Consider the following 26,940-nt stretch of genomic DNA (forward strand, 5'->3'; position numbering starts at 1 on the left):
TTGGAAGGCTGTTTCACTCACTGATTGAAAAGGAGTCTGTCATGTCGATCGAAAAAGTGCTGTACCGCGCCCATGCAAAAGCCACCGGCGGCCGCGACGGCCGTGCCACGGTGCCCGAAAGCGGCCTGGACCTGAAGCTGACCACGCCGCGCGAACTCGGCGGCGCCGGCGGCGCAGGCGCGAACCCCGAGCAACTGTTCGCGGCCGGCTATAGCGCGTGCTTCATCGGTGCGATGAAGTTCGTCGCGGCCCGCGACAAGATCGCGATCCCCGCGGATGCCGCCATCGAAGGCAGCGTCGGCATCGGCGCGATCCCGAACGGCTTCGGCATCGAAGTCGAACTGAAGATCTCGCTGCCGGGCCTCGATCGCGACGCCGCGCAAACGTTGATCGACCGTGCACACGTCGTCTGCCCGTACTCGAACGCGACGCGCGGCAACATCGACGTCACGTTGACGCTCGTCTGATCGCACGTACTACGAACCATTGATCGCCATTCACCGGTTAAGCCAAGGAGTTTCGTCATGAAGATCGTCAAGCCGCTGCTGATCGCCGCCGCTGTTGCAGCCACGTTGTCCACCGCGTCCGCCGCATTCGCCGCCGGCGCCGAAGCCGTCCGGCCCGATGCGGCGACGAGCGGGTTCCTCGCCGCGCTGAACGGCCAGAAGGGCCCCGGCCTCGAAACGTTGAGCCCCGCGAAGGCGCGCCAGGTGCTTGTCGACGCGCAGAACGGCGCGAAGGTCGACCTGTCGGGCATCGACGTGTCGAACCGCACGATCGAGCAGGACGGCTTGGCGGTGCCGATCACGATCGTTCGCCCGCAGGGCGCGACGGGCACGCTGCCGGTGTTCATGTTCTTCCACGGCGGCGGCTGGATTCTCGGCGACTTCCCGACGCATGAACGCCTCGTGCGCGATCTCGTCGTGCAGTCGGGCGCCGTCGCGGTATTCGTGAATTACACGCCGTCGCCGGAAGCGCATTACCCGGTCGCGATCAACCAGGCGTATGCGGCGACGAAGTGGGTAGCCGCGCACGGCGCGGAGATCGGTGTCGACGGCAGCCGCCTCGCGGTGGTCGGCAACAGCGTCGGCGGGAACATGGCGGCCGTGGTGTCGCTGATGGCGAAGGACAAGGGCGGCCCCGCGATCCGCTTCCAGGGCCTGATGTGGCCCGTCACGGACCACGACTTCAATACGGGCTCGTACAACGCGTATCAGCAGGGTCACTTCCTGACGCGGCCGATGATGAAGTGGTTCTGGGACGCCTATACGAAGAACGAAGCGCAACGCAACGACATCTACGCGTCGCCGCTGCGTGCGAGCATCGCGCAGTTGAAGGGCCTGCCGCCCGCGCTGATCCAGGTCGCGCAGTTCGACGTGCTGCGCGACGAAGGCGAAGCATATGGCCGCAAGCTCGACGCGGCCGGTGTCGACGCGACGACCACGCGCTACGACGGCACGATTCATGATTTCGGTCTGCTGAACGCGCTGGCTGCGGATGCACCGACGAAGGCCGCGACGAAGGCGCTGGCGAATGAAATCGCGACTCGGCTGAAGTAACGTGGCGGGTGGCATTCGAATTCGAAAGAATGCATTCGAATGCGAACGACGAAGCGGCGGGCTCATGCCCGCCGTTTTTGCATGCGGACGACGGGCGTGGTGAATGGCGACACCACTCGCGTCCGGACCGTCGCGCGATCGCTCCTTCGTCTCGCCCGGTTCCGCCCGCTCTCCTGGCTGATCCGACCGGATTGAAACGGCGGAACCGGGATCTCGCAATCGTGCGATTGCGCCGTCGCGACCAGCCGCATGCATTGTTGATACGATCGCGCATATCGTTCACGCCGGCGCCGCAAGCCGCCGGCCCGGCGGCCGCGCGGACTCGCGGCCACCTTCGGGAGAAGCGGTTCATGCTGCAGGCATTCGCGGTCTTGCTGGTCTTCCAGTGTCTAGGGGAAGGCGTGTCCTATCTGTTCGCCCTGCCGGTGCCGGGCCCGGTGATCGGCATGCTGCTGCTGTTCGGCTTCGTGATGCTGCGCCCGCAGGTGGCCGACGCGATCGAACCGACCGCGCTCGAGCTGCTGCGCCACCTGTCGCTGCTGTTCGTGCCGGCCGGCGTCGGCATCATGGTGTCGGCCGACCGCGTGCGCGGCGATGCGGTGGCGGTCGTCGTCGCGCTGGCGGTGAGCACCACGCTCGCGATCGCGGTGACGGCGCTCGTCACGCGTGCGCTGCTGCGGCGCCAGCGCCGTGCGGACGGCACCGCGGAGCGCACGCAATGACGGCCTTCCCGAAACTCGGCGCGATCTGGGTCTATCTCGCGGCGACCCCGCTGCTGGGCCTGACCATCACGTTGATCGCATATCTGTTCGCGCAGGCCGTTTATGCACGGGCGCGCTTCAATCCGCTCGCGAACCCCGTGCTGATCGCGGTCGCGCTGATCGTCGTGCTGCTGACGATCACGCATACGCCGTATCCGACCTATTTCGAAGGCGCGCAGTTCGTCCATTTCCTGCTCGGCCCCGCGACCGTCGCGCTCGCGCTGCCGCTGTACCGGCAGTGGTCGAAGCTGCGGCGCAGCGCGCTGCCGCTGCTCGTCGGCCTGCTCGCGGGCTCGCTGACCGCGATCGTGTCGGCGGTCGGCATCGCCGCGCTGTTCGGCGCATCGCACCAGACGATCGCGTCGCTTGCGCCGAAATCGGCGACGACGCCGATCGCGATGGCCGTCGCCGCGGAGATCGGCGGCATTCCGTCGCTGACCGCCGTGCTTGTGATCTCGACCGGGATTTTCGGCGCGGTGTGCGCGCGCGGGATCCTCAACGCGCTGCGGATCGACGAGCCGGCCGTGCGCGGCTTCGCGCTCGGCGTCGCGTCGCACGGGATCGGCACCGCGCGCGCGTTCCAGGTCAGCGAGGAGGCCGGCGCGTTCGCCGGGCTCGGAATGGGGCTGAACGGCGTGCTGACGGCGTTCGTCGTGCCGATCCTGCTGCCGGTGCTGTCGCGCTGGGTCTGAGCCCCGGGTTATCGGTTTCCCTGATGGGCGCGGACGGCATGGCGACACGACGGCGTGCCCGGCGCGCATGTATCGCTGTCGTTATCAGGAAAATTCAGGAACGCACACGGACATTTGCGCAGCGATCGGCTAACGTTGCATCGGCGCCGTCGTCGCAAGCCGTCGCGTGCGCGCTGATATTCGACCCACAACCAACAATCGACAAGGAGATCCGGCCATGAAGAAATCTCGCGTGGTTTCAGTGGCAGCAGCAGTAACGGCGTCGTTCGGTCTGCTGTTGACCGCCGCGCCGGCGGCATACGCGCAGGATCCGGCGTCCGCGCCGACGCAGAAGCAGCTCGACAAGGCGCAGAAGAAGGCGGCACGCAAGGCGGCCCGGGCGCGCCACGCGTCGGACCTGAAGGCGATCGGCACCGGCAGCGGCTACCGGCTGACCAACGACCAGAGCAACTATCCGCAGAACGCCGTGCAGAAGGCGCCCGCGACGAAGGCGGCGCCCGCCGCGCCGGCTTCGGGGCAGTAACGGCCGGCAAACACGCACGAACGGACGGCGCCGGGTTGCCCCGGCGCCGTCCGTTCGTGTGCGGTTTCCCGGGAATGCCGGACCGTGTGCGGCCGGCGGATTCCCGGATGGTGCGACGCGTTACGACGCGAGCTTGCTCGCGAGTTCCGCGACGTGCTTGCCCTGGTAGCGCGCGATTTCGAGTTCGTTCGCGCTCGGCTGGCGGCTGCCGTCCGCGCCTGCGAGCGTCGTCGCGCCGTACGGCGTGCCGCCGGTGATTTCGTTCATGTTGACGAGCCCGCTGCACGCATACGGCACGCCCACGATCACCATCCCCTGGTGCAGCAGCGTCGTGTGGAACGACGTGATCGTCGTTTCCTGGCCGCCGTGCTGCGTGCCGGTCGACGCGAACACGCTGCCGATCTTGCCGACGAGTGCGCCCTTCATCCACAGGCCGCCGGTCTGGTCGAGGAACGTGCGCATCTGGCCGGCCATGTTGCCGAAGCGGGTCGGCGTGCCGAAGATGATCGCATCGTAATCGGCGAGTTCGTCCACCGTGGCGACCGGTGCGGCCTGGTCGACCTTCACGCCGATCGCCCTGGCCTGATCGACGGGGATCGTTTCCGGCACGCGCTTGAGCGCGACCTCGACGCCGGGCACCGATTTCGCGCCTTCCGCGACGTGTTGCGCCATCGTTTCGACGTGCCCGTAGGACGAGTAGTAAAGAACGAGTACCTTGGCCATGATGCGAATCTCCGATTAAAAGGGCCCCGCGTTCGGCGGGGCCCGGTTTCCCGAACGGGTGTTATGCCCACTCGGCCGTCACTTCGACCGGGCGCAGGTCGAACACCAGCACTTCGGCGTCGTTGCCGTCGGCGAGCGTCAGCGCCTGTTCGCCGCGGATGCGCGCGCCGTCGCCTTCGCCGAGCGTCACGCCGTTGACCGTCACGCTGCCGCGTGCAACGTGCACGTAAGCAAAGCGGTCCGGTGCCAGTTCCAGCGTCGCGCGCTCATCGCCGTCGAACAGGCCCGCGTAGATCCGCGTGTCCTGCCGGATCTTCAGCGAACCGGCGTCGCCGTTCGGCGACACGACCAGCGTGAGCTTGCCGCGCTTTTCGTCGGCCGCGACGTTCGTCTGCTGATAACGCGGCTCGGCACCCTTTTCGGCCGGCCCGACCCAGATCTGCAGGAAGTGGACCCCCGCGTCCGGCGAGTGGTTGAACTCGCTGTGGCGCACGCCCGTGCCCGCGCTCATCAGTTGCACGTCGCCCGGCACGATCACCGATCCGGTGCCCATCGAGTCCTTGTGTTCCAGCGCGCCGTCGAGCACGTACGACAGGATCTCCATGTCGCGGTGCGGGTGCGTGCCGAAGCCGCGGCCCGGTGCGACGCGGTCGTCGTTGATCACGAGCAGGTCGGAGAAGCCGACTTGCTTCGGATCGTAGTAATTCGCGAACGAAAACGTATGACGGGAGCTGAGCCAGCCATGCTCCGCACGGCCACGTTGGTTTGCTGCACGGATTTCGATCATGATTTCTGTCCTTGAAGTCGCCGGGCCTCGGAAGTGGGTCCGGCCGTTCGTTGAGATGAATCTTAGGTCAATCGATTTGACAAATAAATGGCTGTAGAGATAATGACTGTCGCTATGGAGTGGACAATATGGAACTCAACGATCTGAGGATCTTCGTCGCGACGGTCGACGCGGGCAGCTTCACGGCGGCGGCCGACCAGCTGATGCTGTCCAAGCAGTTCGTCAGCCGGCGCACGATGGCGCTGGAGGCGTCGCTCGGCGTGCGGCTTCTGCACCGCAACACGCGCAATCTCGCGGTGACCGAATCGGGGCAGGAGTTTTATGCGCGGGCGCAGCGGATTCTTGCCGAGATCGCCGACGCCGAGCAGGCAATGTCGGTGCGCAGCACCGAGCTGCACGGTTCGCTGAAGATCAGCGCGCCGCTGTCGTTCGGGATCACGCACGTGTCGCCGCTGATCGCCGAATTCCTGTCCGCGCACCCGGCCGTGCGGCTGAACCTCGACCTGACCGACCGGCGCGTCGACCTGATCGGCGAGGGCTTCGATCTCGTGCTGCGGATCGGCTCGCTCGAGGATTCGACGTTGATCGCGCGCCCGCTCGGCGCGTGGCGGATGATCGCGTGCGCGAGCCCTGCCTATCTGAAGCGGCAGGGCACACCCGAAACACCGGCCGATCTCGCCGACCACACGTGCCTGCTGTACGGGCGCGAGCGGCGCGTCGGCTGGGAATTCCGCGTCGATGGCGCGGCGCGCACGTTCGACGTGCAGGGGCCGCTCGTCGCGAACAATGGCGAAGTGGTGCGCGATGCGGCGATCGCGGGGCTCGGCATCGTGCTGCTGCCGCACTTCATCGTCGGCGCGGCGCTCGACAGCGGCGCGCTCGTGCCGGTGCTCGATGCGTATGCGCCGGCGCCGATCACGCTCAATGCGGTGTTTCCGCAGCACCGCGAAGGATTCGTCACGCTGCGCACGTTCATCGGGTTTCTCGCGGAGCGGCTCGGGGAGGCTGCGCCGGCGGCGAAGGGCGGGGCGGGCAGGCGGCGGTAGCGGGCGAGGTGCGGTGAATAGAGGCGTTATTCTCCGCATGAATTGCGGAGAATATTGAGCCATGCGGTGAATCGGTGGGATAATCTCCGCATCATGAGCGGAGATTACACCTTCATCTGGGAGGCGGCCGACTGGCCCGCATGGCGCTTCGACCTCCCGGCACTCGCCACGTCACTCGCCGACGTCAGCCGTGCGCAAGGCATGCTGGCCGGGCGGCTGGCGGATATCGGCCTGGCGCTGCGCGATGAGGCCAGCCTGGTCGCGCTGACGGAGGACGTCGTCAAGACCAGCGCCATCGAGGGCGAAAACCTGAGCGTCGCATCGGTCCGATCGTCGATTGCACGCCGGCTCGGGGTCGATATCGGCGCACTGGCGCCGGTCGATCGCCACGTCGAGGGCGTGGTCGACATGGTGCTGGATGCGACGACCCATTCGGCGACGCCGGTCACCGAAAGCCGTCTGTTCGGATGGCATGCAGCCCTTTTCCCGACCGGCTATTCCGGGATGTCGCGGATCGCGGTCGGCGCATGGCGTACGGATGCGAGCGGGCCGATGCAGGTCGTGTCCGGGCCGATCGGCCGACAGCGCGTGCATTTCGAAGCACCGCCCGCCGCGCGTCTCGCGAACGAGGTCGGGCGCTTTCTCGCGTGGCTCAATGCCGCGTCGGTCGAGCCTTTACTGATCCGCGCCGGCCTGGCCCATCTGTGGTTCGTCACGCTTCACCCGTTCGACGACGGCAACGGCCGTATCGCGCGAGCGCTCGGGGATCTGGTCCTGGCGCGCGCCGATCGGAGTCCGCAGCGCTTCTATAGCCTGTCGGCGCAAATCCAGCGCGAGCGTGACGTGTATTACGACGTGCTGGAGCGTACACAGCGCGGTTCGCTCGACGTCACCGAATGGCTCGCGTGGTTTTTGAATGCACTCGGCAGGGCCGTCGATCACGCTCACACGACGCTCGACGCGGTCCTGGTCAAGGCGCGCTTCTGGCAGCGATGTGCGGGCTTCGCGATGAACGAGCGTCAGGTCAAGGTCATGAATCGCTTGCTCGACGGCTTCGAAGGGAAGTTGACGACCACCAAGTGGGCAGCTCTCGCAACGTGTTCGCAAGACACGGCGCTGCGCGACATCACGGAACTCGTCGAGCACGGTGTGCTGCTTCGCTCGTCGTCCGGCGGGCGGAGCACGAGTTACGAGCTGGTGCCGTTCGACGGCTGACGTTTGCTCGCACCGTAACCGGCTTCGACGTTGGATGCCGCGCAGGCGCCGCCTGCCGCACCCGCACCCGCACCCGCACCCGCACCCGCACCCGCACCCGCACCCGCACCCGCACCCGCACCCGCACCCGCACCCGCACCCGCACCCGCACCCGCACCCGCACCCGCACCCGTGCACGATCGCGATGGCGTAATGGTGTTCATCGGGATCATCGATGCCGTCGTGGAAGCCGCATTGCGCGACGGCATCGTGCAATGCAGCGTGGCCGCCGGAACGGTTGCGATGACATCGAACGTCGATTGATCGGCGTCGCGCATTCGGGTTACGCTGCGGCGGGCGACGGCATGCGTCGCATGTCGGGCCGGGCGTTTTTTACCTTGAATGTCGCGTGCAGGTAGCTTCTACAGGCGCGCGACCCAGCGACGAGCCAAGCCGATGACCATCCAGAATCGATCGAACGCGCGCGGGCAAGCCGCGATTCCCGCATGTGATACGCGGTACTTGCACCTGCGATTCATCGCGGCGGCCGCGCTGCTGACGCTGTTGCCGATCGCCGTGCATGCAGCCGGCTTCGACTGCGCGAAGGCCGCTTCGCCGACCGAGAAGACGATCTGCGCGGACGCCGCGCTGTCGAAGCTCGACGGTGACCTTGCAGCGGCGTGGAAGAAGGCGCTCGCGAAAGGCGGCGATACGGCCGGGCTGAAAGCCGCGCAGTTGAAGTGGCTCAAGCAGCGCGACCAGTGCGGCACCGAAGCGCCGTGCCTCGGCGACCGCTATCGCGAACGGCTCGCGAGCCTGAACGGCACGCCGCTTGCCGCCGATCGCTGGCAGCAGACCCGGTACCTGACGAGCGACAACCCGTCGGTCGGCGGCGTCCTGACGTTCACCGGCACGGCGCCGCGGCTGCATTTCGAGCTGGGTGCCAACAACGGCGCGAATACCGGCGGGCTCGACGGCGACATCGTGCTGCACGGCGACAGCGGCACCTACCGCAAGGACAAATGCCGGCTCGATTTCGACCGGAAGGGCGGGCGCATCCGCGTCACGCAACAGGGTGGGGATTTCGATTGCGGCGCCGGTGCGGGCGTCGTCTACGCGGGCGACTACGTGACCGCGTCGCAGTTCCAGGCCAAACCGCAGGCCGACCTGCTGAGCCTCAAGGTCGTGACCGACGCGACGCAGAACGCGATCGCGCACAAGCTGCTTGGCGCCGACTACCCGACGCTCGTCGACATGGTCAATGACAGCGCCGACGAAAAGGATCTCGACGGGCTGAATGCACGCGTGAAGTCGTATTGGGTGAGCGGTATCGCGACGACGAACGCGGCGATCGTGATGAGCCGCGGTACCGATCTGTGGATCGGGCTGCTCGTGTTCGATGCGCAGAACAAGGTCCGGATGCGTTATTACTCGAACGCGCAGGCGTGGAAGAAAACCGTGCCGAAGACCATCCAGGCGTGGCACGACAATCTCGACAGGACGCTGCCGATCGACGTGATGCAGTGAGCGGGCGGGGCGGCCGGAGCCGCTCGACGCGTCTTCATTCTTTGCGCGATGCGCCCGCTTGCGCCTGCTTCGGCGGTGCAACCGATTCCCGTATCCGCAACTCGGGCACGACGGCTCGACCGGGCCCGGTTGCGCCGTGCTCGAGCGCGTCGAGCAACGCATGCGCGGCCTGCCGCCCGATCGCATCGGTGTCGACCCACATCGTCGTCAGCGGCGGCCGGATCTCGCGCGCGAGCGCGATGTCGTCGAACCCGGTGATCGACAATTGCGCGGGCACGTCGATGCCGAGCGCCTGCGCCTCGAGCAACGCGCCGAGCGCGAGCGCGTCGTTGCCGCAGATCACGGCCGTCGGCCGCGTCGCCGCGTCGCTGTCGGCGATCGCGCGCAGGCTCGCCCGCCCGAACGCGATCGTGGCCGCGCCTTCGTGCTGATGCATGGGGCGCACCGCGAGCCCGTGTGCGGCAAGCGTGTCGTGAATGCCGCGCAGGCGGGCCTGCACACGGTCGTTGTCGGCCGACGGCTGCATGATGATCGCGAAATCGCGGTGCCCGAGGTCGAGCAGGTGCGTGGTGAGCCGCGCGAACGCCGCGCGGTTGTCGAAGCCGATGCAGCAGTGCGGGCTGTCGTCGCGATAGGCGTACGTGACGACGTACGGCACGCCGTGCATCGCAAGCAGTTCGAACAATTCGGGCGGATACGCTTCGCCGACCAGCGATACGGCTTCGACGCCGCGCGACAGCATCGCGCGCACCTGCGCCAGCGCCTGCGCGGGATCGTAGTTCGAGCAGCCGAGAAACAGCGTGATGCCGTGCTCGGCCATGACCGTCTGCATGCCCGCGACCTGCGACGCGAACACCTGGTCGTCGAGCGTCGGAATGATCGCGCCGGTGATGTGGGTGCGCGTGGACGCGAGCGCACGGCCGGCCGCATTCGGAATCCAGTTCAGTGCGCGCGCCGCGTCGCGCACGCGCTGCTGCACGTCGGCCGACACCTTGCCGGGATCGTTGTATACGCGCGAGACGGTCGCGGTCGACACGCCGGCCAGCTTCGCGACGTCACCGAGCACCGAGCGGCCGCTGCCGCGGCGCGCACGGGACGCGCCGCCGCGGGACGGGGGCGTGCTCATCGGCCGTCTCCCTGCGTGGCGGTGTTGCCGACGCCGCGCGCTGTCAAAAGCGTCATTGTTTACCCTCGATTCATGGTGGTCCCGCTTGCATCCCGATTCGATCCTGTGAGAATGTAAGCGCTATCTTGATGGTGTTCCGTATTATGTCAGACACATATTCCATCCGTATCGCGAAATTTTCATCGACGACGGCCTTCCCGGCCGTTTTGTCCACTTCAAATGTAAGCGGTTACATCGAGACATGAACAGCGCCCGTTCACCGCATATCGCTGTCGTCGGCAGCGTGAACATCGACCTCGTCACGCGTGCGCCGCGCCTGCCGGTGCCGGGCGAGACGCTGCTCGGCACTGAATTCCAGACCGTTCACGGCGGCAAGGGGGCGAACCAGGCGGTCGCGGCCGCGCGTCTGGGTGCGTCGGTCGCGATGATCGGCTGCGTCGGCGACGACGCGTTCGGTGCGCGCCTGCACGGCGCGCTGGCGGCTGAACGGATCGACGTGACGCACCTGCATCGCATCGGCGGCGCGTCGACCGGTGTTGCCGCGATCACGGTCGACGACGGCGGCGCGAACAGCATCGTCGTCGTGCCCGGCGCGAATGCGTGCCTCGACGCCGGCCGGATCGACGCGGCGCGCGAAACGATCGCCGGGGCGGCGCTGCTGGTATGCCAGCTCGAAGTGCCGATCGCGACCGTGGCGCGCGCGATTGCCTGTGCGAGCGCGCGCCACACGCCGGTGCTGCTCAATCCCGCGCCTGCGCAGCCGCTGTTCGACGCGTTGCTGGCGCGAGTCGACTACCTCGTCGTCAACGAAACCGAAGCCGAGTCGCTGACCGGCATCGCCGTCGGCGACGATGCGTCGGCCGTGCGCGCCGCCGATGCGCTGTGCGCGAAGGGCGTCGGCAACGTGCTGGTCACGCTCGGCGCGCGCGGCGTGTGCTGGCGCGGCAGTGCAGGGAACGGCCGCCATCGTGCGATGTCGGTGGCGGCCGTCGATACGACCGCGGCCGGCGACACGTTCGTCGGCGGGTTCGCGGCCGCCCGCGCAGACGGCGCGTCAATGGACGACGCGATCGGCTTCGGCCAGCGTGCGGCCGCGATCAGCGTCACGCGCTACGGCGCGCAGACCTCGATCCCGACGCGCGAAGAAGTGACACGTATGGATACCTGAATTCCGCAAGCGACGGAATGGCCGGAACCGGCCGATACCCGAGACATGGAGACAAACGTAATGAGCGAAAACCAGACTGTTCCGCACGCGCCGCCGCGTATCCGGCGCGGGCAACGCATCGCGCTCGCGCTGTTGATGGCGAGCGGGATCGTCAATTATCTCGATCGCGGCACGCTGGCTGTCGCGAGCTCGGCGATCCGGGGCGATCTCGGCTTGTCGCTCGCGCAGATGGGGCTGCTGCTGTCGGCGTTCTCGTGGAGCTATGCGCTGTGCCAGTTTCCGGTCGGCGGGCTCGTCGACCGCATCGGTCCGCGCCGGCTGCTCGGCATCGGGCTGATCGTCTGGTCGTTCGCGCAGGCGGCCGGCGGCATCGTGTCCACCTTCGGCTGGTTCATCGTCGCGCGCATCGTGCTCGGCATCGGCGAGGCGCCGCAGTTCCCGTCGGCCGCGCGGGTGGTGAGCAACTGGTTTCCGCTGCGTGCGCGCGGCACGCCGACCGGGATCTTCAACGCCGCGTCGCCGCTCGGCACCGCGCTCGCGCCGTTGCTGCTGTCGATCCTCGTCGCATCGTTCGACTGGCGCTGGGCGTTCATTGCGACGGGCGCCGCGGGTCTTGTCGTCGCCGTCGTCTGGTTTGCGCTGTACCGCGATCCGGTGCGCGCGCAACTGACCGTGGACGAGCGCAGCTATCTCGATGCCGATGCGCAGAGCGTCGTCGCGGCGCCGAAACTGACTTTCGGCGAATGGCGCAGCCTGTTCTCGCACGGCACGACCTGGGGGATGCTGATCGGCTTTTTCGGTTCCGTGTACCTGAACTGGGTCTACCTGACCTGGCTGCCCGGGTACCTGACGATGGAGCGGCACATGAGCCTGATCCGCACCGGGTTTGCCGCGTCGGTGCCGTTCCTGTGCGGGTTCGTCGGCTCGCTGGTCGCCGGCTGGCTGTCGGACGTGGTCACGCGTCGCAGCCGTTCGCCGGTCGTGAGCCGGCGCAATGCGGTGGTGGTCGCGATGCTCGGGATGGTCGCGTTCACGATCCCGGCCGCGCTCGTGCAGAGCAACGCGGTCGCGCTCGCATGCATTTCGGTCGTGATCTTTCTCGCCAACGCGGCGTCGGCCTCTTCGTGGGCGCTCGCGACGGCGGCCGCGCCGCCGAGCCGTGTCGCGTCACTCGGCGCGATCCAGAATTTCGGCGGTTTCATCGGCGGCGCGCTTGCGCCGATCCTGACGGGCATCATTGCGCAGAAGTGGTCGTTCGTGCCTGCGCTGCTGACCGCCGCGGCGATCGCGTTCGCCGGTGCGATGGCTTACCTGCTGCTGGTGCGCAAGCCGATTCCCGAGCAGGTGGCGAATGCCGCGCACGGACCATTGCCAGCCTGAGCACGCAGCTTGTACACGCATTCACTGAAGGAAGGAGAAACAGATGCAACACCAGCAGCAAGCGAACGTGACCATCGAGGGGATCGTACCGGTGATGCTGACGCCGTTCGACGATGCCGGCGCGATCGACTACGCGGGGCTCGAGCGGCTCATCGAATGGTATCTGGCGCACGGCGCGGATGCGTTGTTCGCGGTCGCGCAATCGAGCGAGATGCAGTTCCTGAGTCTTGCCGAACGTGCGGAACTGGCGCGCTTCGTGGTCGAGCGGGTGGCCGGGCGCGTGCCCGTCGTCGCATCGGGGCACGTTAGCGACGATCTCGACGCGCAGGTCGCCGAACTGTGCGCGGCGGCCGAATCGGGTGCGCAGGGCGTCGTGCTCGTGACCAACCGGCTCGATCCGCAGCGCAAGGGCAGCGCCGCGCTGCTCGACCATCTTCACAGGCTGCTCGCGCGACTGCCGTCGGATCTGCCGCTCGGCCTGTACGAGTGTCCGGCGCCTTACCGGCGGCTTCTTTCGGATGACGAACTGCGCGCGTGCATCGACACGGGCCGGTTCGTGATGCTCAAGGACGTGAGCTGCGACCTCGAGACGGTGAAGCGGCGGGTCGCGCTCGCCGCGGGATCGCCGCTGAAGATCCTGAACGCGAACGCCGCGATTGCGTGGGACGCGATGAAGGCGGGGTCCGCGGGCTTCAACGGCGTGTTCACCAACTTCCATCCGGATCTCTACCGATGGTTGCGCACGCAAGGAGACGCGAACCCGGCGCTGGCCGACGAACTGTCGACGTTCCTGGTCGTGTCGGCGGTGTCGGAAGCGCTGGGCTACCCGGCGCTGGCGAAGATCTACCATCAGCGGATCGGCACCTTCGGGTCGATCAAATGCCGCGCGATCGATTACGACGTGCGCGAACGATTCTGGGCGCTCGATGCGGTGCTCGACAAGATCGTGGCCGGTACCGAGCATTTCCGCCGGCGGATCGCCGCGCAATAGCGGATGCGGCGCGCCGTGCGGTGCTGACGGCGTGCCTGTAACGTCCCGGATGGTATAAGCCCGGCGCCGTGTTCGTGCCGGGTGCGCAACGCAACGGAAACCATCGGGATTCCCGATTACATGGGTGGCGGCAATGCCGCCTGCCGCGACCACACCACCACGGTAGTCGGCCGGGACGGGCACGATGCCCGTTGTCACGAACGGCGGTGCACCGCAGACACGCCGTCCGGCCTTCATCCACCGCATCACAAAATCGAACCGCCCGCGCTCCACGAGCGCGGCGCCGACGCGCGTCCCACTACTGCGCTGCGTACTGCTTCGGTGGCGTCCGGTGACCTGTCCGGCATGCTCCGTCACCGCACGACAAAAGCATACAAATCTGCTCAATCCGTCTATCGGTTCTTGTAATGGTTCGTAATATTATGCCTCGGAGCGTTTTTTACCGATGAACCGTTGAATCCGTATTCGCCTCCGATGCAACCAGTGACGACGACTAGCCAGCCACCGATCCTGGCGGCGCCGGTAGATGCCAGGCTGCACGCCGTGATCGACGAGGTCGTCCATCGGAGCGTGTCGGAAGCGACGACGCGCAGCGGCTACATGCGGTGCGCCGACTACGCGATCGTCGGCGCGCAGGTGCTGACGCTGCTGACCGGCAAGGCTTACCGGCCGTTCGCGGGCGGCGAAGTGATGGATTTCGGCGACGGCAACCTGTACGCGCTGTGCACGACGCGCGAGCGGCGCCGCACCGCGCGGCATCTGTCGCACCTCGCGCGGTATCACTGCTGGATCGAGGCGCGCCACGACGATGTCGGCGGCCGCGTGCGCAAGGAGATCGTCGACTTCACGCTGCGCCACGACGAGACCGTCGCGAACAATCTGGGGATGCCGTTCGCCCGCGCGTACCAGGCGTATTTCTGGGGCTGGGAGGACGAGCACGCGGTGCCGGCGGCGTTGCACGATCATCCCGTATTCGCGAAGCAGGGCCCGGTCTGGCGCTGGGCCGAGCGCGAATGCACGACGTTGCTGCGCGCATACGAGCGCGAACGGCCAGGCTATTTCGGGCGTCAGGTGTCGCGTGCGATCGATTTGTTCGCCGACCGCGTCGAGGGGCTCGGCTGACGGCTCGACCCGCTCGAACCATTGATTGCGCGGGAACCGCTGAAGCGGTCACCGCGGAGCCCGGCCGTTCATCTTTTCGCCAGCGTGCCGTTGCTGTTTGCGCCGCCGAACAACCGCGTCAGGTACTGCGAGTTCGAGTTCATCCTGGCCATCAGCGTGTTGAGTGCCGTGAACTGCGCTTGATACTGCTTGGTCAATTGCGCAGCGTAGTCGGACAGATCGGACTGCTGCTGCGTGATGCGCTTCAGATCGGCGTTCAGTGCGGTCGTGCGCACGTCGATCATTCCGTTCTTCTTCGTAAATTGCGTGATCTGCTCGGTCAGGCGCGTGCCGATCCCGTTCGTCGGGTTGAACAGGCGCGCGACCGCCGTCGGGTTGGCGGACAGCGTGTCGCCGAGCTTCGCGCTGTCGACGCTCAGCGTGCCGTCCCGCTCGAGCTTGATGCCGATCGACAGCAGGTTCGCGTGCCCGCTGCCCTTCTCGGTGCCGCCGCTGTCGACGCCGCGCGCGACGCTCGATGCGAGCGCGTTGCGGATCGTGTTCAGTGTCGAATCGCCGATCAGCGCGCCTTGTGCGTTCGCGCCTTCCGTGTAGCTCGTCAGCGCGCCCATCGTCTTGACGACCGTGTTGTACAGGCTCACGAAATTCGTGATCGTCGCCGCCTGCGATTTCGTGTCGGTGCTGACCGTCAGCGTCTGCGTATCGGTCGCGCTGACCGCGGCCGCCGACAGGTTCAGCGTGATGCCCGTCAGCGCACCCGACACCGCGTTGCTCGCGCTGGTCGACGCGATCCCGTTGATCGTGAACCTCGCATCCTGTGCGACCGCGCTTTGCCGCCACGCGGCCGCGCTGTTCGCCGATTCGATCTTCGACGCGCCGCCGGCCGTGTCGGCCGTCGACGTGACGCCGAGGCTCGACAGCCCGTTGTCGTTGGCCACGTTGCCGACCGCGACGCTGATCGCGTTCGCCGCGCCCGTCTTCGACGATGCGAGCACGAGGTGCGCGCCGTCGGTGCCGTTGATGACCGTCGCGCTGATCCCCGGGTTGTTCGACGCCGCGTTGATCGCGGCCGCGATGCCCGACAGCGTGTTGTTCGTGCTGCCGACCTCGACCTTGAACGACTGGCTGCCGAGCGACAGCGTCAGCGTGCCGGTACCGAGTGCCCTGGTCCCGTTGAAACCGGCCGACGACAGCGCCTGCGCGGTCGCGATCTGCGTGACGCCGACCGTGTAGGTGCCGGCGACCGCGCCCGCACCCGCCGTCGCGGTCAGGCCCTTGCCGCTCGCGACGGCGTTGAACGTCGACTGCAGCCCGCCGTTCGTCAGCGATGCGAGGCCCGCCTGGAGCGCGCCCAGCGCCGAAGACAGTGCGCCGAATGCGGAAATCCGCGTGCTGCCGGTCGCTTGCGACGCGGCAAGCGTCGCGGCACGGCCGGCCGTCTTCGCGTTCACCAGAGTCTTGACCAGCGTGCCGACGTCCATCGACGGATTGCCGGTCGAGCCGTTGATGATCGATTGCGCCGCCTGTTGCATCAGGCTGTTTGCGTTCGCGCCGCTATTCACGGGCGTGTTCGTTGGCATGGGTGGGCTCCGGTTGAAAGGCGATCCTGCGACGAACGGCTGTCGAGTCCGCTCGCGGTGATCCGGGCGGCCTCGTCGCGATTCGCCTGCATGCGGCCTCCCGCGCGACGCATGCCGGGGTTCACGGGAGGCGTTGGGGAAACGTAAGAACGAATCGGTGCGCCATCGTATATTTAAACCGGCATTAATTGGTAATTTTTTGTAATGTTTGTTGAGAAAATTGTAGGTGGAAGATGGCGAGTGAATGCGCGATGGCGGTTTGCTATTTTTCATCGTAAGCGCATGATTTTTATTGTATTTATTGAGGAATGTTTTCTGGAGTTTAAAAATTGCTGAAAGCGTGAATGTTTGATGGGGAATTTTTCGTTCATGCCGCTATCCGTCAGGCGGAGCGGCTGCGTGGAGCAGGCGTCATGCTTGGTCAGTATCGAGCCGCAAACCTTGTCAGGTAGGCGATATCACGCTACATGAGATGTCGGGCCACGCGTACGTGAAACGTTTTAGGTTATCAATTTGCATTCCCGGTCCGTGTGTCTTTGATCGAAAAAAGATCACTGGCTGACTGTAAAGACGATCGAATTGCTACGCAGAATCAATGGCGAATGAAGCACGCGTAGAACGTGTCGCCAATTAACTGTCGAGACGAGTTGTTGTGACCGGCATGTGTCAATTGGCGCCAACAATATCAATTGAATAAGGCGGCCAGGAAGAAGAGGAACGGTTTTCCTGATCTGGAAACACGAAAACGGAGCGATTTGCGCGGGGCCGTCATCCGCTGTGCAACGGTCTTGTTGCGTCCGATTGTCTACTTAAATGAGACAGCGAATCGCTTCATGGATGATTGATGATTCCCGGTGAGACAGTAGACTGCACCCGTGCTTCGCCAGAACCGATCCGGAGCGCGCCAGGAACGGCGCAACCGGAAGGATTCTTCGGCGGTGGGCCGTCCGGTCCGCTGTCCGATTGCGCGAGGAGTGGTCCGTTGCCGACCTGGCGCGCCGATTCGGCGCGCATCGGCGCCGGATGCATCAAACCGTCAATTCAAGGGTGTTTGCTATGCGTTACGTTTCGCTGGAGTCGAAGAAGGACGAGCTGCTGCTGGCGGCTCGCGTGCTGCTGATGATCCTGTTCGTGCTGTTCGGCTGGCAGAAGCTGAACGGCTTCTCGGGCACGGTCGCGTACATGGCGTCGACGGGGAACCCGGCGCCGGAACTGGCGGCCGTGATCGCGGTGGCGGTCGAACTGGCCGGCGGCCTGCTGATCGCGATCGGCTTCTATACGCGTCCGCTCGCGCTGGTGTTCGCCGCCTATACGCTCGCGACCGCGCTGATCGGCCATCGCTACTGGGCGCTGCAGGGCATGGACCAGTACATGGCGATGATCAACTTCTACAAGAACGTCAGCATCATCGGCGGGTTGCTGTTGCTCGCGCTGACCGGCCCGGGGCGGTATTCGCTCGACCGGAAGTAAAGCGGCGCGAAGTTTCAGTGCAGTATGGCAGGCCCGGTGCGCGCAAGTGTGCTGGGCTTTGTCTTTTGGGTGGCGGGCGAATCGCCGGTGGCTCCGGAGCTTGCGTGCGCCGGGTGGCGATTCCGCATGGTACGGTTCGAGGGTCGTTTGTCGTTGATCGGATGCGCACCTTTTCCGCTATCCTCCGGACGACCGCAGCTCGAACGCCGAACGCGACCTCGCGCCTCCCTACGTCACCCGAATCGCCGCCCATGCCAAGCCCAACTTCGTCGACCGAACTCCCGACCATCCTCGTCATCGGCGCCTCCGGCCTGCTCGGCCGCGCGGTTGCCGCGTCGCTGGCCCGCGAATCGTCGCTGACGCTGCTCGCGACCATCCGGAACCCGCAAAGCGCGGGCGCAAAACTTCTCGCGCTGCCCCCGGAAAACATCGCCCGACTCGACGCGCTCGACCAGCCGGCCCTCGAACACCTGTTCGAAACCCGCAAACCGGCCGCCGTCATCCTCTGTGCAGCCGAACGCCGCCCCGACGTCTGCGAACGCGACCCGGCCGCCGCGCGCGCCATCAACGTCACAGCGCCGGCCCGCATCGGCGCGCTCGCCGCGCGATATGGCGCATGGACGCTGGGCATCTCCACCGACTACGTATTCGACGGCAAGGCGGCCCCGTACCGTGAAGACGCCACGCCGAACCCGCTGAACATCTACGGCCGCACGAAGCTGGAAGGCGAAGCTGCGCTCGTCGCCGCATCGCCGCTGTCGTGCGTGCTGCGCCTGCCGTTGCTTTACGGCCCGGTCGCCGACTGGAGCGAATCGGCCGTCACGAGCCTCGTCCCCGCGATCGTCGCTTCCGCGCGCCCGGGTGCCGACGCGGTCGGCATGGATGCATGGGCGATCCGCTATCCGACCTACACGCCGGACGTCGCGCAAGTCATCCGCGACCTGACGCTGCGTCATCTCGCGGGCGCGTCCATCACGGGTATCCGTCATTGGTCGGGCGAGGAGCCGATGACGAAGTACGACATCGCGCAGCGGATCGCGGCAGCGCTAGGCATCGACGCATCGCTCGCGCCGATCGAGCAGCCGACCGATGCGACGCCGCGCCCGTACGACTGCCATCTGGACGCGTCGCGCGTGCGCGAACTCGGGATCGATTATGCGACGCCGTTCGATATCGCGTTGCGCACGGTGCTGCGCGATGCGCCGCAGGTGCCGTAGGATCGGGCGCCATCCGAGGCCTGCGGCGCACGCCCGACGCTGGCCTGCCGATTCGCCGCAAGTGCGAATCGCAACCACTGCGCAGCATCTCGCCGCGCGCCCAGGAGCCGAGCCATGCAACTGAAATGGCTCGAAGACTTCGTCGAATTCGCGGGCGCAGCGGCGGCGCGGGTCTGCCCGCCCGGTTTGACATCCTGCCTTCCCGGCCTTTAAAGTCCCGACGCGGGCCGGTGGGTCAAGCACACGCCCGGAACAGGCAGCCGATGTTCCAGGACTACGGGGCTACCCCGTGGATGAGCTCGATACCCCGATGCGTCGCAAGAGCGGACGTTGCGCGTTGCGCAACGGCGGCTCTCGCAGCACCAGTCACGTTGGCTCATCGTCCCGCCCATCGATTTCCATGTACGCATCCCTGTTCGATACCGTTCGCACGATTGCCGAGGCGATGCTGGCCGGATCGCCCGAACGCGCTGGCGTCATCGCCCGGATGACGGCCGTGCTCGGCGATGCGCCGCCGTGGGCGCACGAAACCGCGGATGCCGCGCTCGCACGCTTCGGCCCGAAGTGGGCCGACGCCGACATCGACGCGCTGGCGGCGGACCTGGCCGATGCGCCAGGATTCGTGCGCGCGTGGTACGGCGACGACCGCCCGGCCGTGATCCGCGTCGTGCGGCGGCCGCCGGTCCAGCGGCCGTTGCCGGTGCCGCTTGCCGGCTGCGACGTGCCGCAATGGGCGACGCCCGGCGATCTCGCCGGCTGGCTCGGCGTGAGCGTGCCGGAGCTCGACTGGCTGTCCGACCACTGGCGCGTAGACGCACGCGGCGGCACGACGCCGCTGCATCACTACACGTACGTTGCGGTCGACAAGCGCAGCGGCGGGTGCCGTGTGGTCGAGATCCCGAAGGGGCGGCTGCGCGAAGCGCAGCGACGCATCCTGCACGGGCTGCTCGATCGCATTGCGCCGCACGGCGCGGTACACGGTTTTCGCAAGGGGCGCGGGATCGTGTCGTTTGCGGCGCCGCACGCGAATCGCGACGTGGTCGTCCGTTTCGATCTCGCGGATTTCTTCGTGTCGGTGCGCGCCGCGCGGGTCCATGCGCTGTTCGTCGCGCTCGGGTATCCGGCCGAAGTCGCGCGTACGCTCACCGGGCTGTGCACCAACCGCGTGCCGTCGGCGCGGCTGCTCGCGCCGGACCTGCGCGACCGGCTCGACTGGATCGGCCGTCAGCGCTACCGCAATCGGCACCTGCCGCAGGGCGCGCCGACGTCGCCGGCACTGGCGAACCTGAGCGCATTCCGGTTCGACATGCGGCTCGCCGCGCTCGCGCGTTCGCTCGATGCGACCTACACGCGCTATGCCGACGATCTCGCGTTTTCCGGCGGCGGCGCGCTCGCGCGCGAAGTCGAGCGGCTGCAGGTCAGGGTCGCCGCGATCGCGCTCGAGGAGGGCTTCGCGCTGCAACTGCGCAAGACCCGCGTAATGCGGCGCGGCACGCGGCAGCAACTGGCCGGCGTGGTCGTCAATCGTCATCCGAATCTGGCGCGCGATGAGTTCGATCTCCTGAAGGCCATCCTGACGAACTGCATCCGGCGCGGGCCGGCGTCGCAGAATCGCGACGCGCATCCGGATTTCCGCGCGCATCTTGCCGGACGCGTCGCGCATGCGGCAGCGCTGAACGGTGCGCGCGGCGCGAAGCTGCGTGCGCTGTTCGACCGGATCGCGTGGGACGCTGACGCCGTCGGCCGGTAAGGCGCTCGGGCAGGGATTAGGGATCGCCTTCGGCCGGCAGATGGCACGTCGTTCCGTCAAGCCTGAAGCAGGCACCCGGACAGGTTATGTCTTGTTGCTCGATGGGCCACATCACGCCTTGTCGGCCATCTTGTCGAAGGTGTCTGGGCTCGTCGATTGACGACAGTTCGACCGCTATCGCTTAGTGATCCAAAGTCTTGAGTTTGCTGATTCAGAATGACGTCATGCGAAAGCGGCATGGAGCCATGCTCTTCACGCGTCTAAGATGAGCGGCCCTGTCCATGCAACGTGACTTGCCGCGTAGTTGCCGCGGAAAACGTCGTTTGCAAGACCAACAATGTCTTCACGCAGGTTTCAAACTTGACGTTCCGGTTTTCCAATTCTCTTTTTCGATGCCTTCTCGTCACGGCGGTAATCGCTTCATGCGTGACAGCCGGAGGTGCGGCCGCGCAGCCACCGTCTGACGTCCAGGCCGTGTCATGGATGGTAGTTGACGGCGAATCCGCTCAGATGCTGGTGGAGCATAACGCGGACGCCGAGCGTCAGCCGGCATCGCTCACCAAACTCATGACAGCGTACATCGTACTCGGCGCGTTGAAGCGTGGAACCGTGCGCTGGGACGAGAAAGTGCGGGTGGGCGCCGCGGACATCGGTGAAGTCGGAAACGACGAGGCCAGAATGTATCTGGTACCGGGGCAACGGGTGCCGGTCAAAGCGCTCGTCCGCGGTCTGATTGCCGCCTCTGCCAACGATGCCGCACTTGTCCTGGCCGAGCGCGTCGGAGGCTCGCTAGCTGGATTCAAGCAGCTCATGAACGAAACCGCACGGCAGCTAGGAATGAAACATACCCATTACTCGACGCCGTCGGGCGTTACGACGCCGGGAAATTACTCGACCGCTCGTGACCTTTCCACGTTGGCCTTGCGCCTCACCAAGGACTTCCCGGAGTACTACGCATTCTCGTCGGAGCAGCATTTCGCATTCGGCAAGTTCGAGAAGCGAAACAAAAACTGGCTGCTTGGAAAGGACCCGTCGGTCGACGGCATGAAGACGGGTCATACCGAGGCGGCCGGCTACTGCATCGTCGCAACCGCGAAAAGAAAGCAGACGTCACCCCCTATGACCAGGCGAGTCTTTGCTGTGCTCCTGGGTGCGCCAACGGCCGGTGCGCGGATAACGGGCGCCGCCAGCCTGTTGAACTACGCGTTTTCAGACTACCGGGACTATCCAGTCCAAGACGGCAGCGGCCCGCACGTCGTCACCCGCACCTTTCAGCCGGGCGTCGCAAAGTTGAACGGAGCCTGAACGCATTGAAAGCTGGAGCGCACCGGTCTTGCACGGCCTGATGACATCCGCTTCCCGCGACGTTATCGGGAAAGGGGCCGGGCGTAGAATCGATCTCGCAGAAGATGCCGCCTTGTTACAGGACCAGAAATGGAAATCAAGTGGATTGAGGACTTCATTGCCCTCTCGCAGTATCAGAGCTTCTCGCGGGCGGCGCAATTTCGGAACGTCACCCAGTCGGGGTTCAGCAGGCGCATTCAGTCGCTCGAGCAGTGGGTTGGCGCGGATCTCATCGACCGCAGCAGCTTCCCTCCAACCCTGACGCCTGCCGGACAACTGTTTCGGGAGGCAGCGGTAGACATACTGGGAAAGCTGTTCGATACGCGAGCCATCATTCGCAATGACCAGCGCATGGCGGGCAAAGGCTTGCGGATTGCGGCGGGTCATACGATCGCGCTAGGTTTCTTGCCCGGCTGGTTGAAAGCGCTCACTGCGCGTTTCGGGGAGGTACGTGCCCGGGTGATACCCACCAATGTCCACGACTCGATCCTGATGCTCGTGAACGGCAACTGTGAACTGATGTTTGCCTATCATCACCCGGAGCTTCCCCTCCATCTCGACCCGACCAGGTACGAGCATCTCGCCGTGGGCGTCGACTTACTGATGCCTGTCTGTCGGCCAAACCCGCGTGGTGGGCCTGCGTTCCGGTTGCCTGGAACGGTGGCCCATGCATTGCCGTTGATTTCGTATACGGAAACCAGCTATTTCGGCCGCTGCCTCGCACTCCTTTTGAGTCGAGTCGACACGAGCCCGGCCTTGCGGCTGCATTACGAGTCCGACATGGCGGAGGTCGTCAAGAAACTGGTCCTGGAAGGTGAAGGTGTCGCGTGGCTTCCGAAAAGCTCGATTGTCGACGAGCTCGGCGCGAGCGAACTGGTTCCAGCGGGCCGGGACGCATGGAACCTCGAAATCGAACTTCGCGTCTACCGCGATGCATCGAATCGTAATGAGTTTCTAGACACGCTCTGGCGCCATCTTCGTGCCGCGTCGCCAGCCTCCGATTAGGGGTTATCCCGCGTTATGTGACGTTCGCATATCCCCATGCAGGACCCGCATCGAGCCTTTTTCGATCATCTCTATCATCCGTCCCATACACAGAAACGTCGCCTCGCTAGCGACATTTTTGCCTCCTGCCAGCGTACCGTGGTCACGTCAGACCTTGGTGCGCACTCCTCGGACTGATGGAAATGAAAAATCGCTTAACTTTCTATATTCTGGCTGGCATGGTGCTCGGCGTCGCCGTCGGTTACGTGTGCCATCGGAATGTCGCCGGTGCTGCAGAAGCCAAGGCAATCGCAGGGTACTTCTCGATTATCACGGATATCTTCCTGCGCCTTGTGAAGATGATCATCGCGCCGCTCGTCTTCGCCACGCTGGTATCCGGGCTCGCCGGCATGGAAGGGACGAGCGACGTGCGCAGAATCGGGTTCAGGTCGGTGGGATGGTTCGTGTGCGCGTCGCTTTTCTCGCTCGCGCTTGGCCTTGTCCTTGCGAATGCGCTGCAGCCCGGCGCGGGGCTGCATATGACGCAGACCAGTGCCGATGTGGCAACCGGTCTCAACACCGCGGGTCTGAACTTCAAGGACTTCGTCACGCATGCGTTTCCTTCCAGCATCATCGATGCGATGGCGCGAAATGACATCCTGCAAATCCTCGTCTTTTCCGTGCTGTTTGGCGTCGTTCTGAGTGCGATCAAAAAGGACCCGCGGGTCACACCGTTGATCGCCGGCATCGATGCGCTCGTCCCTGCAATGTTGAAGCTGACCGACTATGTGATGCGGCTCGCACCCGTGGGTGTATTCGGCGCCCTGGCATCCGCGATCACGGTGAACGGCCTGGATGTGCTGACCACGTACGGCAAGCTCGTCGGCAGCTTCTATCTCGGTCTGGTCCTGCTTTGGATTGCCCTCATCGTCGTCGGTTATGTCTTCCTGGGAAAATCGATCTGGAAGTTGCTGAGAGCTGTCCGTGAACCCGCGATGCTCGCCTTTTCGACCGCGAGCAGCGAGGCCGCTTATCCGCGTCTGACCGAGAAGCTTGAAGCGTTCGGTATCGACAAGAAGGTCGTCGGCTTTACGTTGCCGCTCGGCTACGCGTTCAATCTCGACGGGTCGATGATGTACCAGGCGTTTGCAGCGATTTTCATTGCGCAGGCATTCGGCATCGACATGCCGGTCGGAACGCAAATCATGATGTTGCTCGTCCTGATGTTGAGCAGCAAGGGAATGGCCGGTGTCGCAAGAGGTTCCGTGGTGGTGGTCGCCGCAGTTGCACCGATGTTTCATCTGCCGCCGTCCGGCGTGGTGCTGATTCTCGCCATCGATCAGATTCTCGATATGGGGCGAACCGCTACGAACGTGATCGGTAACAGTATCTCGACGGCCGTCATTGCCAAGTGGGAGTTGAAGCGGCTCGCCAAGCAGGAAGATGGAGCGAACAGCGTTGCCTTGGCCCAATTGCAGGGCGAAACGAAATGATCGGCGCAAACGTGCTGAGCGGGAAAAAATTCGGCGTGGTGGGCGGCCTGGGTCCACTGGCTAGCGCGGATGTCTTTTTCAAGCTCGTCAAATCGACGCCTGCATCGAGCGATGCGGAGCACGTCGACGTCATTTTCGAGCAGCATCCCTTTCGAGGGTCGGCCAGTGGTGGTGAAGCGACGACCCAACGGAAGCTATACATTTTCGACATGATCCGCGGCTTCGAGAAGCGGGGCGTGACGACCGTGGTGCTCCCGTGCTTCATCAGTCATACGTTCATCGACGAGCTGAAGGCCAACTCGCCCTTGCAGATCGTCGATATGGTGGAAGCCGTTCGCAGCCATGTTCGAAGGAAGTTTCCGGCCGCCCGGCGAATCGGCGTGTTGACCTCGGACTACTCCCGTCGAAAAGGGCTCTTTGAAAAGTATTTCGCGGCGCCGGAATTCGAGGTTATTTACCCTCGCCCACGCGACGGCATCGATCTCATCACCGAAGCTGTCTACGGCGCCGACGGGATCAAGAGCGGCAACCTGTGTGGCCGGCCTGTCGCGCTGCTGCGCGAGGCGTGCGAGGACCTCGTCGAGCAAGGCGCAAATATCATCGTGCCAGGCCTGACGGAAATTGCGCTCGTGGCAGAGGAAATGGGCCCGTTTCGCGTACCGCTGATCGACTCGAATCTTGCGTATGCGCAGTACGTGATAGCGGGCAATTACGGTTTGCCTGAATCCGTTTTCAAAGTCGGCGTAGTTGGTGGCGTCGGCCCCGCGGCGACGGTGGACTTCATGCAGAAGATCGTACGCAACACGCCGGCCAATCGCGACCAGGACCATATCAGGCTTCTGATCGAACAGAATCCGCAGATTCCCGACCGCACGGAAAACCTGATCGGTGACGGTCCCGACCCGACCATTTCGCTTTACGCGACCTGCAAGAAGCTCGAGTCGGGCGACGCGGACATCATCGCCATTCCGTGTAATACCGCCCATGCATTTGTCGAACGCATTCAACCGTATCTGGGTATCCCGATCGTCAATATGCTGACCGTTACGGTTCGCCATCTCCGGGCGATGTTTCCGCTGATTTCCTCCGTTGGCGTGCTGGCTACCTCGGGGACGATCGCAAGCGGCGTCTACGAGAAAGCCCTGGAATCGGAAGGGTTGCGGCAAATCGTGCCTGGAGCGGAATTGCAGGCCCGGGTGATGGAAGCGATCTACGGCACGGCAGGGGTGAAAGCGGGGTTTACCACCGGACGTTGCCTCGACGATATCTCCGCTGCCATTGACGGGCTCATTGCGGAAGGTGTCGAAGTCATCGTACTGGGATGTACCGAACTGCCGCTTTTATTGCCGCAGGGTAGTTTCGTGGGAAGGACAGGCACACGCGTCAGTCTTGTCGATCCGACCGATGTTCTTGCACGGCAATGCGTTGCGCTGGCGACCGCGGCAGCGGAGCGGCCGGTTACCCGGTCGGCAGGCCAACCCGGTCAGTTTTGCTGACTGACGCGACATATACAACAAACGTAGGGTAGGGATGTTCGGCGGTCGTATCGGGCAGCAACTCGACGAGATCCTCAAGCCAGAGGTACTCACGCAGCCCGCGCTGCTTCGTATCCCGCCGACACGGTAAGCGACCCGGTCGCATGAAGCGCTACACGTCCGTCGGGTCATGCGCTCGCGGACCCAGTTCGCCCCGACCTGCAATGGTTGGGTGTTCCTCCCTCTTGCTGGGCCACGCAAGCCGACATTCGCACGCGTCCAATGGAGTTGCCTCTTGAATCTCAAGACACGCGGCACCTCTTGAAGTACGAGGTAGTCTTGTGACGGGTTTTAAGCCCCGGTCAATCGTGGAAACCATCGAAGTTCTGTCCAGGCAGCCGGGACGCGGATCCGTGCGTCGTGGGAGTGAGGAAATCGTACGGGGGAGTTCGTAGGCGAAGCCGGCTGCCCGGGTACGGGCTTCGAGGTACCGAAATCTCACAAACTTTGTTCGACCCGTGTGGGAGCCAGTGGATTTGCCGGAGGCTGAGAATATAGGCGATTGATTTTAAATCAAATATTCTTTTGGTCATCTTGTGCATTATTTCGCGACGTTTGGCCAAATCATGCTTTTTCGCATCAAGGACAAACCGCCGGCAGACCTGGCCTGACGGACACGTCATGCGCTATTTGCAGGACACTTTGTGCTTGACTGCACAACGTCGCAGAATCGCGACGTGCACCCGGATTTCCGCGCGCATCTTGCCGGACGCGTCGCGCATGCGGCCGCGCTGAACGCGGCGCGAAGCTGCGCGCGCTGTTCGACCGGATCGCGTGGGCCGTCGACAGCGTCGGCTTCGGCCGGCAAACGTCGCGTCGTTGGGGCTCCGGGCCGCAACTCCTGCAACGCGATGCCGCGCACTGCTATCATTCGCGCCATGCCGCGCCAGTGCCATGGCGCGGCGCATGACTTGCCGCAGCCGTTCGCCGTGCATTCGCAGGCGGCGTGCCGCGCGTTGCCGGCCCGG

General features: G+C 65.1%; 23 protein-coding genes. 19 read left to right on the forward strand and 4 right to left on the reverse strand.

The genetic code is table 11. The features are described 5' to 3' along the window. Positions 1-41: 41 nt before the first annotated feature. From FPJ27_RS00110 to FPJ27_RS00130, 5 genes are all read left to right on the forward strand, one after another. The gene (locus FPJ27_RS00110) at positions 42-467 is read left to right on the forward strand and encodes an organic hydroperoxide resistance protein (RefSeq protein ID WP_204420971.1); all 426 of its coding nucleotides are present in this window, start codon (positions 42-44) and stop codon (positions 465-467) included. A 57-nt stretch (positions 468-524) separates the two neighbouring features. After that, positions 525-1,559 (forward strand): alpha/beta hydrolase, encoded by a 1,035-nt coding sequence (locus FPJ27_RS00115; RefSeq protein WP_204420972.1) that lies wholly within the window; start codon positions 525-527, stop codon positions 1,557-1,559. 350 nt (positions 1,560-1,909) lie between these two features. Beyond that, on the forward strand, positions 1,910-2,281 hold the full coding sequence (locus FPJ27_RS00120; protein ID WP_034182620.1) for a CidA/LrgA family protein: 372 nt from the start codon (positions 1,910-1,912) through the stop codon (positions 2,279-2,281). Beyond that, positions 2,278-3,012: an LrgB family protein gene (locus tag FPJ27_RS00125; protein ID WP_034182521.1), complete on the forward strand. Its 735-nt coding sequence runs from the start codon at positions 2,278-2,280 to the stop codon at positions 3,010-3,012. Before FPJ27_RS00120 ends, FPJ27_RS00125 begins: the two co-directional genes overlap by 4 nt. 217 nt (positions 3,013-3,229) lie before the next feature. Further along, complete coding sequence (locus FPJ27_RS00130; protein WP_072440397.1) at positions 3,230-3,535, forward strand: hypothetical protein; 306 nt, start codon at positions 3,230-3,232, stop codon at positions 3,533-3,535. Between the two features lie 120 nt (positions 3,536-3,655). Here FPJ27_RS00130 and wrbA read toward each other — a convergent pair whose 3' ends face one another. Both wrbA and FPJ27_RS00140 read right to left on the reverse strand, forming a co-directional pair. Next, entirely contained in the window at positions 3,656-4,258 is a 603-nt protein-coding gene (wrbA, locus tag FPJ27_RS00135) for an NAD(P)H:quinone oxidoreductase (RefSeq protein ID WP_034182519.1), read from the reverse strand. A gap of 61 nt (positions 4,259-4,319) precedes the next feature. Then, the gene (locus FPJ27_RS00140) at positions 4,320-5,045 is read right to left on the reverse strand and encodes a pirin family protein (RefSeq protein ID WP_072440399.1); all 726 of its coding nucleotides are present in this window, start codon (positions 5,043-5,045) and stop codon (positions 4,320-4,322) included. A 128-nt stretch (positions 5,046-5,173) separates the two neighbouring features. Between FPJ27_RS00140 and FPJ27_RS00145 the strand changes: the two genes are divergently transcribed. The 3 genes from FPJ27_RS00145 (at position 5,174) to FPJ27_RS00155 (ending at position 8,812) form a co-directional block, all read left to right on the forward strand. Continuing rightward, positions 5,174-6,091: a LysR family transcriptional regulator gene (locus FPJ27_RS00145; protein ID WP_204420973.1), complete on the forward strand. Its 918-nt coding sequence runs from the start codon at positions 5,174-5,176 to the stop codon at positions 6,089-6,091. A gap of 93 nt (positions 6,092-6,184) precedes the next feature. Beyond that, positions 6,185-7,306, forward strand: a complete 1,122-nt coding sequence (locus tag FPJ27_RS00150; RefSeq protein ID WP_204420974.1) for a Fic family protein — start codon at positions 6,185-6,187, stop codon at positions 7,304-7,306. A gap of 435 nt (positions 7,307-7,741) precedes the next feature. Further along, complete coding sequence (locus FPJ27_RS00155; protein WP_204420975.1) at positions 7,742-8,812, forward strand: lysozyme inhibitor LprI family protein; 1,071 nt, start codon at positions 7,742-7,744, stop codon at positions 8,810-8,812. A 34-nt stretch (positions 8,813-8,846) separates the two neighbouring features. Here FPJ27_RS00155 and FPJ27_RS00160 read toward each other — a convergent pair whose 3' ends face one another. Further along, a complete protein-coding gene (locus tag FPJ27_RS00160; RefSeq protein WP_204420976.1) occupies positions 8,847-9,938 on the reverse strand; it encodes a LacI family DNA-binding transcriptional regulator in 1,092 nt (363 codons plus the stop codon). A 241-nt stretch (positions 9,939-10,179) separates the two neighbouring features. Between FPJ27_RS00160 and rbsK the strand changes: the two genes are divergently transcribed. The 4 genes from rbsK to FPJ27_RS00180 all read left to right on the forward strand — a co-directional run bounded on the left by rbsK (position 10,180) and on the right by FPJ27_RS00180 (position 14,599). Beyond that, positions 10,180-11,106 carry a ribokinase gene (gene rbsK / locus FPJ27_RS00165; protein ID WP_204420977.1) on the forward strand — a complete coding sequence of 309 codons (927 nt, stop codon included), beginning with the start codon at positions 10,180-10,182 and terminating at the stop codon, positions 11,104-11,106. Between the two features lie 60 nt (positions 11,107-11,166). Continuing rightward, positions 11,167-12,486: an MFS transporter gene (locus FPJ27_RS00170; protein WP_204420978.1), complete on the forward strand. Its 1,320-nt coding sequence runs from the start codon at positions 11,167-11,169 to the stop codon at positions 12,484-12,486. Between the two features lie 43 nt (positions 12,487-12,529). After that, entirely contained in the window at positions 12,530-13,477 is a 948-nt protein-coding gene (locus FPJ27_RS00175; RefSeq protein WP_204420979.1) for a dihydrodipicolinate synthase family protein, read from the forward strand. Positions 13,478-13,951: 474 nt separating this feature from the next. Next, entirely contained in the window at positions 13,952-14,599 is a 648-nt protein-coding gene (locus FPJ27_RS00180; RefSeq protein WP_204420980.1) for a hypothetical protein, read from the forward strand. A gap of 68 nt (positions 14,600-14,667) precedes the next feature. On the opposite strand, the gene fliD is transcribed toward FPJ27_RS00180, so the two are convergent. After that, positions 14,668-16,179, reverse strand: a complete 1,512-nt coding sequence (gene fliD, locus FPJ27_RS00185) for a flagellar filament capping protein FliD (protein ID WP_204420981.1) — start codon at positions 16,177-16,179, stop codon at positions 14,668-14,670. Between the two features lie 1,056 nt (positions 16,180-17,235). On the opposite strand from fliD, the gene FPJ27_RS00190 reads away from it, so the two are divergent. The 7 genes from FPJ27_RS00190 to FPJ27_RS00220 all read left to right on the forward strand — a co-directional run bounded on the left by FPJ27_RS00190 (position 17,236) and on the right by FPJ27_RS00220 (position 25,933). Beyond that, positions 17,236-17,649: a DoxX family protein gene (locus FPJ27_RS00190; protein ID WP_034182511.1), complete on the forward strand. Its 414-nt coding sequence runs from the start codon at positions 17,236-17,238 to the stop codon at positions 17,647-17,649. Between the two features lie 251 nt (positions 17,650-17,900). Further along, complete coding sequence (locus tag FPJ27_RS00195) at positions 17,901-18,866, forward strand: SDR family oxidoreductase (protein WP_204420982.1); 966 nt, start codon at positions 17,901-17,903, stop codon at positions 18,864-18,866. 400 nt (positions 18,867-19,266) lie between these two features. Continuing rightward, the gene (locus FPJ27_RS00200; RefSeq protein WP_239483146.1) at positions 19,267-20,616 is read left to right on the forward strand and encodes a reverse transcriptase family protein; all 1,350 of its coding nucleotides are present in this window, start codon (positions 19,267-19,269) and stop codon (positions 20,614-20,616) included. Between the two features lie 483 nt (positions 20,617-21,099). Beyond that, a complete protein-coding gene (locus tag FPJ27_RS00205; RefSeq protein ID WP_239483147.1) occupies positions 21,100-21,921 on the forward strand; it encodes a D-alanyl-D-alanine carboxypeptidase family protein in 822 nt (273 codons plus the stop codon). A gap of 129 nt (positions 21,922-22,050) precedes the next feature. Next, on the forward strand, positions 22,051-22,965 hold the full coding sequence (locus FPJ27_RS00210) for a LysR substrate-binding domain-containing protein (protein WP_175919929.1): 915 nt from the start codon (positions 22,051-22,053) through the stop codon (positions 22,963-22,965). A 182-nt stretch (positions 22,966-23,147) separates the two neighbouring features. Further along, entirely contained in the window at positions 23,148-24,437 is a 1,290-nt protein-coding gene (locus tag FPJ27_RS00215; RefSeq protein WP_204421224.1) for a dicarboxylate/amino acid:cation symporter, read from the forward strand. Continuing rightward, positions 24,434-25,933, forward strand: a complete 1,500-nt coding sequence (locus FPJ27_RS00220; RefSeq protein WP_204420985.1) for an amino acid racemase — start codon at positions 24,434-24,436, stop codon at positions 25,931-25,933. Before FPJ27_RS00215 ends, FPJ27_RS00220 begins: the two co-directional genes overlap by 4 nt. Positions 25,934-26,940 lie beyond the last annotated feature (1,007 nt).

This window comes from Burkholderia sp. MS455 (genome assembly GCF_016899445.1).
Lineage (GTDB): Bacteria > Pseudomonadota > Gammaproteobacteria > Burkholderiales > Burkholderiaceae > Burkholderia > Burkholderia pyrrocinia_C.